The organism is Nonlabens sp. (assembly GCF_965657255.1).
Taxonomy (GTDB): Bacteria; Bacteroidota; Bacteroidia; order Flavobacteriales; family Flavobacteriaceae; genus Nonlabens.
Map to the genome: position 1 here is coordinate 132,247 of NZ_CBFHNM010000008.1, position 10,356 is coordinate 142,602.

Annotated in this window: 8 protein-coding genes; 5 read left to right on the top strand and 3 right to left on the bottom strand. The window is 35.3% G+C overall.

Features of this window, described 5'->3' with window-relative positions; all coding sequences use genetic code 11:
* Positions 1 to 113: 113 nt before the first annotated feature.
* A complete protein-coding gene (locus ACTF54_RS10555) occupies positions 114 to 644 on the bottom strand; it encodes an OmpH family outer membrane protein (RefSeq protein WP_347197232.1) in 531 nt (176 codons plus the stop codon).
* A gap of 175 nt (positions 645 to 819) precedes the next feature.
* Complete coding sequence (locus ACTF54_RS10560) at positions 820 to 3,447, bottom strand: T9SS type B sorting domain-containing protein (RefSeq protein ID WP_438969308.1); 2,628 nt, start codon at positions 3,445 to 3,447, stop codon at positions 820 to 822.
* Positions 3,448 to 3,570: 123 nt separating this feature from the next.
* Between ACTF54_RS10560 and ACTF54_RS10565 the strand changes: the two genes are divergently transcribed.
* Positions 3,571 to 4,467 (top strand): DUF6263 family protein, encoded by an 897-nt coding sequence (locus ACTF54_RS10565; protein WP_347197230.1) that lies wholly within the window; start codon positions 3,571 to 3,573, stop codon positions 4,465 to 4,467.
* An 83-nt stretch (positions 4,468 to 4,550) separates the two neighbouring features.
* Here ACTF54_RS10565 and ACTF54_RS10570 read toward each other — a convergent pair whose 3' ends face one another.
* Complete coding sequence (locus tag ACTF54_RS10570) at positions 4,551 to 5,900, bottom strand: DEAD/DEAH box helicase (protein WP_347197229.1); 1,350 nt, start codon at positions 5,898 to 5,900, stop codon at positions 4,551 to 4,553.
* 171 nt (positions 5,901 to 6,071) lie between these two features.
* Here ACTF54_RS10570 and rlmF point away from each other — a divergent pair, with 171 nt between their 5' ends.
* From rlmF to ACTF54_RS10590, 4 genes are all read left to right on the top strand, one after another.
* Positions 6,072 to 6,905 carry a 23S rRNA (adenine(1618)-N(6))-methyltransferase RlmF gene (rlmF, locus tag ACTF54_RS10575; protein WP_438969309.1) on the top strand — a complete coding sequence of 278 codons (834 nt, stop codon included), beginning with the start codon at positions 6,072 to 6,074 and terminating at the stop codon, positions 6,903 to 6,905.
* A 254-nt stretch (positions 6,906 to 7,159) separates the two neighbouring features.
* Complete coding sequence (locus tag ACTF54_RS10580) at positions 7,160 to 8,503, top strand: AAA family ATPase (protein WP_438969310.1); 1,344 nt, start codon at positions 7,160 to 7,162, stop codon at positions 8,501 to 8,503.
* Complete coding sequence (locus tag ACTF54_RS10585) at positions 8,503 to 9,756, top strand: tetratricopeptide repeat protein (RefSeq protein ID WP_347197226.1); 1,254 nt, start codon at positions 8,503 to 8,505, stop codon at positions 9,754 to 9,756. Before ACTF54_RS10580 ends, ACTF54_RS10585 begins: the two co-directional genes overlap by 1 nt.
* Positions 9,757 to 10,041: 285 nt before the next feature.
* Positions 10,042 to 10,206, top strand: coding sequence for a Lacal_2735 family protein (locus tag ACTF54_RS10590; RefSeq protein WP_438969311.1), 165 nt, complete (start codon positions 10,042 to 10,044; stop codon positions 10,204 to 10,206).
* The last annotated feature ends 150 nt before the right edge of the window (positions 10,207 to 10,356 follow it).

Sequence of the window (10,356 nt, forward strand, 5' to 3'; positions counted from 1 at the left end):
ATGATCTACATAAGCCTTGTTTATGTATATTGAAATTTTAACATTTTATTTAAAACAAGGGCATAAAAAAAGAGCCTCTTTCAAGGCTCTTTTGATTTTAAAAATAAGGTGGTTTACTCTTGTCCTTCGGTAGGTAAAGGAATACCTAATTCTTTAGCAACGTCTTGACTTATATTGGTATCTTCTGTAGCATATGCAACCGCATTAATATCTACAATTACTTTATAACCTCTTGCTAATGCCACTTTTTTAATTGCTTCATTAAGCTTTTTAGTTATAGGACCCATTAATTTATTTTGCATTTCACCTAGCTTTAACTCGGCTAATTTTTTACTATTGATCAATTCACTTTCTATAGCAGCAGCTTGAGATTTGTAAATTTCCACTTCTTTATTAAAAGCGGCCTCATCTGTTGCTGTTTGAGATAACTCTTGAACTTTCTGTTGAAGACCAGCCATTTTTTCTCTAGCATTAGTTTCTGCTTTTTTAGCGTCATTATCTAATGAAGTAGCTAGTTTATTAATCTCTCCTTGTGCCACTTGAAATTCTGGCATGGATTGTAAAAGACCTTCTGAAGCTACATAACCAGTTTGTGCGATTGCTGTTCCTGCTACTAGGAATAATACTAAAAATAATTTTTTCATTTTTTCTTTAAATTAAAGTGTGCAATATAGTTAAGTCCATTTACACTTTTGGACATATTTGTCTATCAGTTTTCAACTATTAGACCACTTTTAAGCAGTTAAGTGTTAATTAGTGTTATGATGAATGAATATCTCGCTTTCGCGAAAGCGAAAAAAGCAACAAGTATGAAAAAATTTATCGTTTGACCGCAAAAAAGCCTTCTTGTTGATTCAATTCTCCTTCGTAAAAATATTCAAAACTATACCAATAGGTAGAGGATGGTAATGGTTGGTTATTATAAGTGGCGTCCCATCCAGGACCATCATTAGAAACTTGCTTCAACAGCTTTCCATAACGGTCAAAAATATAAAAATTACTAATAACTAAATCTGGCTGTAATACTTCTATTTGCCAAAAATCATGAAAACCATCATTGTTAGGCGTCATATATTGCGGCACAATAAATAAAGGGCTTTCAGGCTCTGGTAAAATAGCAGTTTCTGTTATTATGAGTTGAAAACTTACCTGATCTTCACAACCGTTTGTATTTACATCATATGCGTAAAGTGTGACTGGATAACTATTAAAGTCTGAAAATAATAATCTATCGCTTGGATTAAATGAATCTCCCATACCATTAGGTTGTGTAAAGTACATCTCATTACCACTTAAACCTGTTCCCATCAAAGGCGGAAATGTAAAGGATTGAATGCCATTCTGATTATTTATAACATCTAAAACTGGTGCTGGAAGAACAGTGATCGAGATGCTTTCAGTAACCGTATTATCTACTGATCTTCCAGTATCGGTCACGGTACACTCGTAGATTGTGCTATCCAATGGCGATATTTCTAAAAAGTCCATATTTCCAATAACCGTAGTACTGCCTTGAACAGTCCACTCATAGATAAAAGTACCTTCAGGTATTCCTGGATTTACCAAAGCCATTAAAATGGTACTTTCTCCTATTCCATCTTCAAATCCTGCACAAAAATTATCATTAGAAGCACTCATCGTCAAAGTAAGAGGTGCAGGCATATCAAAGTTTAAGAAGAAACTCTCTTGGTCGTCACAAGAGCCATTATCATCGTATGTATACAATTGTACTGGCAGAGAACTAAAGTCAGATGCATTAACAACGTCACCTGGATCGTAGGCAGTTCCCATACCGTTAGGTTGCGTATAGTAACGCTCGCCTCCAGTAAGCCCTGTGCCAAAAATAGGTGGAAATGTATACGTTCCTGTAGCGTTTTGATCTGTTAAACCAGCTAGATTTACAGGTCTCAATACGGTAAAATCTGTTATATCAAATCCCATACTAAACCCATTCTCTATTCCTGTATCATTAACTGTTACAGCAACAGTTGTATCTACGGTTGCTGTAAACGTAATGGATGCTGTATTAGGATAAACCGTATTTTGAGAATCTGTCCAGTTATAGGTATAGTTTCCGTAAGCATTTGTTGGACTAGGTGTTGCGATAAGCGTTACCATATCACCTTCACAGATTTCCTGAATACCACCTGGTGTGATAGTTACTTGCACATCTACAAATTCAATAGTAAACTGCTCTTCTAGCTCGCAACCATTTTGATCTATACCATAAACATAAATCGTTGCTGGATTAGTCATGAACATAGAATCATCGATAATATCTCCAGGGTTCAATGCTGTTCCTGTATAAGTAGGATTATCATAAAACGCACTATTTCCAGGGATATTTGTGCCAGTTATCGCAGGCAACGTATAAGTTTGATATGCGATTATGTTTCCTATAGGATTCCATACAGGATCTTGAAATACAGTAACGGTTATGCTTTGCACAGCTATATTATCTGGTGCCGCTCTACCAGAATCTGTTACCACACAATTATATGTTGTAGTCGTATTGATATTGATAGGTAAAATAGCACTGGTTCCCACCACACCAGGCTGTCCTTGAATACTCCATTCATAACTGTAAACACCTATAGGCGTTGCAGGATCTACAGTAGTACTAAGTGTTGTAGTACCGTTAGAACAATATTCTGGAGCATTACTTCCATTAGAATCTTCAATTTCTAAATCAATTGAACAGATGATATCAGATGTAACCTCAGCCGCACCGAAAATATCAAAACTAGTAAGATTTGTACAGTTATTTGATGTCCCACCAGTAGCTGCATTTACAAATTTTGTAGTGCGTCCTCCAGTGGCTACCAGTTCTATATTAGGGTTTGCCGCACAAGGATCTGCAGTAATAATAGTTACGACCCCAAAAACATTATTAAACCCAGAACTTGCCATGCTTCCTACAAAACTGGACGCAGCAGGATTATTTACATTAACTAGCACCAGTTCGTTATTCTCTGCACTTAAATACAAATCTCCTTGAAAGTAAGTTAAATCTCCAGCACTATTGAAACCTGTAGCACCCAGATTTGTTGCCGTTAAATTGCCTACATTAATTCTAAATAATTCCCCATTACCGTTTTTATTGACACCTAATAAAACACCAGTACTTTCTTTAACTAATGAATCTACTCTAAAGCTACCATTAAATCCGATTACGTTTAAGCTTCCTAAAAGCGTAAAGTTTCCCGTGTTTAAATCAATTAAAAAAAGATCATTATTTCTTATACCGTAAAGAGTATCTGCAGTATCACCTTCGGCAATGTCAAACATAGATTGACCATTGGTGGCGACAACCGTAGAGCTGCAGTTACTTAAATCTGCTAGAACGACATCTCCATTACTTAAACATAGATAAGCGGTGTTGACGGACTGCGCTTTCGCAAAAGCGGAACAAAAAACTACAAAAACGAACAATAAAAGGCTCTTCAAATCTTAAAATTTGTACAAAAGTAGGATATTCTAAATTTTTACCATTTATCAAAAGTTACATTAACGTTAAATGCAAAATTCCAACTAGGTTCTAACACTATATTAGTAGCCTAAAACACCAACATGAAAAAAATTATTTTACTTATTGCCTTTTGCAGTAGCGTGATAGTTAGTGCACAAAACAAAATCGTTTACAACCTAGAAAAAGGAGGCGTTTACCCTCAAAATCAGGTAATGACTAGTGTACAGAATCAAGTGATTAATGGAATGCCACAGGATATCACTACTAAAGTAGTTACTGAATCTGATTTTATTGTAACTGACATTATAGACGGTATTTACTACATTGATGTAAAAATCAATAAGATGTCTAATACTACCAAAACCGCTATGGGAAGTCAGGAAATGGACTCTGACGGTGGACAAGCAAACCCTATGAACAAATTATTTAGTAACATGATAGAGTTCCCTATAAAGATTACTATGAATAAACAAGGAGAAATCTTAAGTCTAGACAACAGTGCTCAAATAGAAAATATGACTAAAGATATTGATATGCCTGCGATGCAATTAGCACAGATTGAAGGTGCAATGAAAGCAGAAATGAGTACTGAAAAACAAATGTCCAGCTATAATTTATTGACTCAAATTTTACCTAAGAATGCAGTTTCTGTTGGTGATACTTGGAATAATACAGTAACCATTAATTCTGTTATCGAGCTAGAAACAGCTACCACATACAAATTAGAAAGCGCTACAGAAGATTTCTATACCATCAGTGCAAATGCCACTATAAAAACACCAGAAGGTTCAAAAATGGAAACAATGGGATTGAATGCAAATGTAAATCTTGCTGGACCTCTTACTGCAACTTATACTTTAAATAGAAAAACAGGCTGGATTCAAAAAGCCAAAGTAGAACAGCAACTGGATGGAAACATGACTATTGAAAAATCTGAAATGATGCCTCAAGAAATGAAAATAGATATGAAGACTAAAACAACTACTGTAATCGAGTAATTATAAGCTGTTTTTAATCTTTTAAATAAAGAAAGCCATTTGAGAAGAAAATCTCAAATGGCTTTTTTAATATGTAATAGATTCTATTTCTTCCTTCTCCTATTTGCTCCTTTGTCGCCTCGTGTTTTGGGCTTTTTATACTTTTGAGCTATGATTCTTCTATAACTTCCACCTTCATTAGTTTTAGAATTCTTTTCACTCTTTTCATGAAAAGCAGCACCTCGCTCCTCTTCTATCTGCTTATGCGGATTAAATATTTCTTTAACCACTGTTTTTTCCTCTGGTGTCTTTTGATTTGAGATATCTACCTCTTCAGGAAATTCTAATTCAGGGATTTTGTAACCCATCAATGCCTCAATTCTATCTTTATTATCCTTTTCTTTTTCAGTATAGAATAAAATAGATCGACCTTTTTCCTCTGCACGACCAGTTCTACCTATTCGGTGCATGTAATTTTCTGGAAAAGCTGGAACGTCCAGATTAATAACATGTGAGATTTTGTCTAAATCTAATCCACGTGCCATAACATCTGTAGATACGAGAATACGACTATCACCACTGTCAAAAAGTTCGATAGAACGCAATCTATAATTTTGCGTTTTATTGGAGTGAATCACAGAAACTTCACCACCATAATGCGGGCTCATTACTTCTTGTAATCTATCAGCACTTTTTTTATTTCCTACAAATACAAGTACCTTATGAAACTTTTCTGTATCACTGATCAGGTGCATAAGTAAATTTGCCTTGGTGTAAAAGTTCTTTACTTCATAACAAGATTGTTCTATATTTTCTAATCTTGTTCCAGAAACAGCAATAGAAATCTTATCTGGATTTTTGAAATAAGCAACAATAAAATCCTCGATTTGATCTGTCATCGTTGCAGAGAACATGATATTCTGACGACGATTAGGTAAATGATCAAAAATATTAGTCAGCTGGAATCTAAACCCTAAATCCAGCATCACATCCACTTCATCAATAACTACCTTTTTACAGTTCTTGAAATTTACGGTTTGCGCGATGATCAAATCGTATAACCTACCTGGCGTTGCCACTAGTATATCTACACCTTCTGCATAGGCTCTTTTTTGTGTATTGATATTAGTCCCTCCATAAATACCTAACACACGTAAGTTCATGTATTTAGAATATTCCTCAATATTTTGAGTCACTTGAACTACAAGCTCGCGAGTTGGAACAAGAACCAGCACTCTAGGATCGTCCAGTTTTGCAAACTTCAATTCATGAAGCAAGGGTAACATATAACCCAATGTTTTACCAGTACCTGTTTGTGCAATACCTATCATATCGCGACCAGAAAGAATGACTGGAAAAGCCTGTTCCTGTATAGGTGTCATGGTTTCAAAACCTAGCTCTTCAATACTGTTTCTCAACGGTGTTTTAAGGTTCAGATCTGCAAAGGGTTTCATACTTGAAATTTTTTGCAAAGGTACGTTATTCTTATGATCAGTTGCATAGAGAAGAAATCGCTATTTAGGTATAACAGCATTACTTATTTTCTTTTGATCTACCTTTTATTTTAGAGTTAGATTTAAGTTTATGTATTTAAATATGATTTTACTTAACGGTATCTTTGCAACATGCATTTAAGAAATATACATAGATACGGTTATGATTTTCAAAAATTAACCGCTACACATCCTGAATTAGCAAAACATCTCGTACAAAGTCCTACTGGTGATGTTACAATAAACTTTAGTGATGCCGCTTCCATTCTAGAATTCAACACCGCTCTATTAAAACATCATTATAAAATTAAATACTGGCGTTTACCAGAAGGCTCACTGTATCCTCCTATTCCTGGCCGTGCAGACTATATTCATCATATTTCAGATCTTGTAGGGAAAGGTGAGAAAAAGGGACTAGACATAGGCTGTGGTGCGAGCGCTATCTATCCTATTTTAGGGAATAACATCTATGATTGGAAAATGGTGGGTTGTGACGTAATAGATGAAAGCGTTGCCTTTGCAAAAAAGAATACGCTTAAAAACGACGCGATAGAAATACGTCATCAAGTAGATAGAGGTAATATCTTGAAAAGTGTGATACGAGAAGGCGAGAACTATGATTTCACGATGTGTAATCCACCATTCTATGCTAGTGAAGAAGAAGCAGTAAAGGCAAATATGGATAAGCAAAGAAAACTGGGTACGTATGAAGAACGTCGCAATTTTGCTGGTCACGCGCACGAGCTTTGGTGTAACGGTGGAGAAGCCTTATTTATTAAAAGAATGATTAAAGAATCTGTTGCTTTTAAAAATCAGGTAGGATGGTTTACCTGCTTGCTTTCGCGAAAGCAAAACTTAAAAAAGCCTCTTAAACAATTAGAAAAACTAGGTGCAGAATCTAAAGTAGTAGTAATGACTACTGGAAACAAAGAATCTAGATTTGTAGCTTGGAGATTTGATGTTTAAAGAAAAGACCGCTGCACCATAATAATAAAGAATATAGAGGAAAGTCTAAAATTGAATATCAAATATCGATTAAAGAGCAAGGAATATTGAAGTTTAGAAAATAATGATAGATTAACTTGTGAGCTTTTGTCGTTGATGAAAGTTTGGATGTACAGAATAAAATTATTTAAGCCAACCTCACAGGTTTTGAACTTAAATTGAGAAAGATAAAAGCAGATACCGCATCAAGCGCGGAATAAAAATTAACAACATAAATGGACGATAAGACTATTCAAAATTTACGTGAAGCGCTGGAGTTTTCTCCAGATAATATTCCATTGAGATTGCATCTTGCAGAATCGCTACGTCTAGCAAACATGCTCGAAGAAGCAGAAGAAGAATATGAAATTATATTACAATACAAAGCAGAGCCTAAAGCAAGAATAGGACTTGCGCTTATATCTTATAAACAGAAGAATTATTCTAAGGCAATTGTAATCTTAGAAAGCCTGATTCAAGAAGGAAATAAAGATCTAGATACACATTTGTTCTACACACGGTCTTTAGTAAGGTCTAATGATACCGAGCAGGCTATTGATGCCTATCAAGATTTATTAAAATACCATCCAGATTTCAGTGATGACGAGCTGGACAAACAATTAAGAATGCCATCAAACGGTCCTGATGGATATGATGAAGATGAAGACGAGTATGAAGATGATTATGACGATGGTTTCAATGAATCTAGTGTTTTCATAGAAAAACCAGAAATCAGTTTTAAGGATGTAGGCGGAATGGAAAACGTGAAGCGCGAGATCGATTTAAAAATCGTGCAACCACTACTCCATCCAGAAATTTATAAAGCTTATGGCAAGAAAATAGGTGGTGGAATTCTACTTTATGGTCCACCAGGATGCGGTAAAACCTACATCGCAAAAGCTACTGCTGGACAAATCAATGCAAAATTTATATCGTTGAGTCTCAATGATATTCTAGATATGTGGATCGGTAATTCTGAAAAGAATTTGCACCGCATTTTTGAAGTGGCTAGAAATAATACGCCATGCGTTCTTTTCATTGATGAAATTGATGCGTTAGGTGCAAGCCGTAGCGATATGAAACAAAGTGCTGGTAAAAATTTGATCAATCAGTTTTTACAAGAACTGGATGGAATTTCTAATGACAATGAAGGTTTATTGATTCTAGGAGCTACTAACATGCCTTGGCATCTGGATACAGCTTTCCGTCGTCCAGGAAGGTTTGATCGCATACTTTTTGTGCCGCCACCAGACGCGCCGGCTCGTGAAGCCATTTTTGATTTAAAGCTTGAAGAAAAGCCTACTAAAGATATTGACACCAAAACGCTAGCAAAGAAGGCACCAGAGTATTCTGGAGCAGATATAGAAGCAGTCATTGATATCGCTATTGAAAATAAGCTAGAAGAAGCTATTCAATCAGGGATGCCACAACCGCTAACTACAAAAAATCTTTTAAAATCTTTGAAACAGCATAAACCTAGTACTAAAGAATGGTTTACTACAGCAAAGAATTTTGCAGTCTATGCAAATCAGTCGGGACTTTATGACGATATCCTTCATTATTTGAAACTTAAAAAATAATGGTAGACGCGATATATGAAAGAGCCTATTTGCTATACCAGCAAAAACGCTTTTCACAAGCTGAAGAATTATTGAATCAAGCACTTACGCAAGATCCCAATAACATTTATTGCTTGCATTTACTTGCTGAAGTTAATCTATCTCAAGACGATCCTAAAAAAGCAAAACACTTCATTGATATTGCTATAGGAATGGCACCGTCTATGGATATTTTATTTGCTACAAAAGCAAGGATTATGCTGGACGTAGAACGTTATGATGAGGCAGAGGACTTGCTACGACAGGCGATAAATTTGAATCCGCAGGAGCCACAAAATTATGCGATATTGGGGCATGTCTCGCTTTCGCGAAAGCGGTATAAAGAAGCAGAATCGCTTGCAGAAAAAGCACTTTCTTTAGATCCAGAAAATTTACTAGCACTTAATACAAAAGGAACAGCGCAATTAAAACAAAATAAAAGAGCTGAAGCTGAAGAAACACTAAAAGGTGCGCTGGGAGAAAACCCAGAAGATTCTAATACTCACGCAAACTATGGCTGGAACAAGCTAGAAATGGGCGAGCACAAAGCTGCTTTAGAGCATTTCAAGGAATCGCTGCGCTACAACCCCAACAATTCTTATGCACAGGCGGGAATGATGCAAGCATTACAGGCCCGTTATTTTATATATCGTTGGTTTTTAAAATATCAGTTTTGGTTAGGTAATATGGGTGCAAAGTACCAGTGGTATTTTATCATCGGCTTTTATTTAGGAATGCAAGGATTAAGTTATGTGGCAGAAAATGTTCCTGCACTATCTCCTTTTCTTACGCCAGTGGTTATTTTATTGGCTTTGGTAGCGATAAGCACATGGGTAATTGGACCGCTGTCTCAATTGCTTTTCAGTTTTAACTCCTATGCAAAATTCTTATTAAGTGAGAAGCAAAAAAAGGCAGTTGTTTTTATAGCTGTATGTGTCAGTATTTCTTTATTAGGAATTGCAGCTTATTTTACTTTAAATGATTTTAGATTTCTTATGGTTGCGATTGCAGGCTTGATTTTAATGATTCCATGGAGTATGTTTTATCAAGAAACAAAACCTATATTCATGATGCCACTGGCAGCTGGAATCATGACTGTAATTGCAACTATTGCTTTATACTTAAGTTTTACTACTGGTGATATAGCTAACGATTTTGTTACCGCTTTTTTGATAAGCTTTTTTGCGTTTCAATGGTTTGCAAATGCAGTGAGTATTAAAAGGAGTAATATTTAAAAGAAGAGTCAAAAAAGCAAGACTTATTCATAATAAGTGGACGACTATTAATTTGCACCATGATCATTATTTACATAGTATTTTATTCATAAATACGGACTTAAGTCTGCATCTATACATATTTAAAAAATGAATGTTTCTTTTTGTTATTAGCATCGCGCCAAACCCTTTGTGTAAATCGCCGTGACTTCAGCACTTTTTTTCTTCAGCTGGAAGGAAATAATGGATTGAAGTGATATTTGAGAAAGTAAAAAACTACCTTAACGACCACCTAAAAAAACAACCATGTTCGGATTATTTAAAAAGAAAAGTGAGTTAGAAAAATTGCAAGAGCAATATCAAAAACTTATGAAAGATTACCACAGACTTTCTACTACAGACCGTACTGCAAGCGATAAAGCTTTTGCCCAAGCAGATGAAATTGCAAAGAAAATGGATGCATTAAAGTAATCACGATTTCCTACTTATTATAAATTTCTATTTATGTAACTTGTAGTTTTAAGTTTTCTAGGGAAAAATGAAACCCATAAAAAAGCACCTTTAAATTAAATTTAAAGGTGCTTTTGATTTATTGAGTAAATACAGATGTTTGTTACAGCC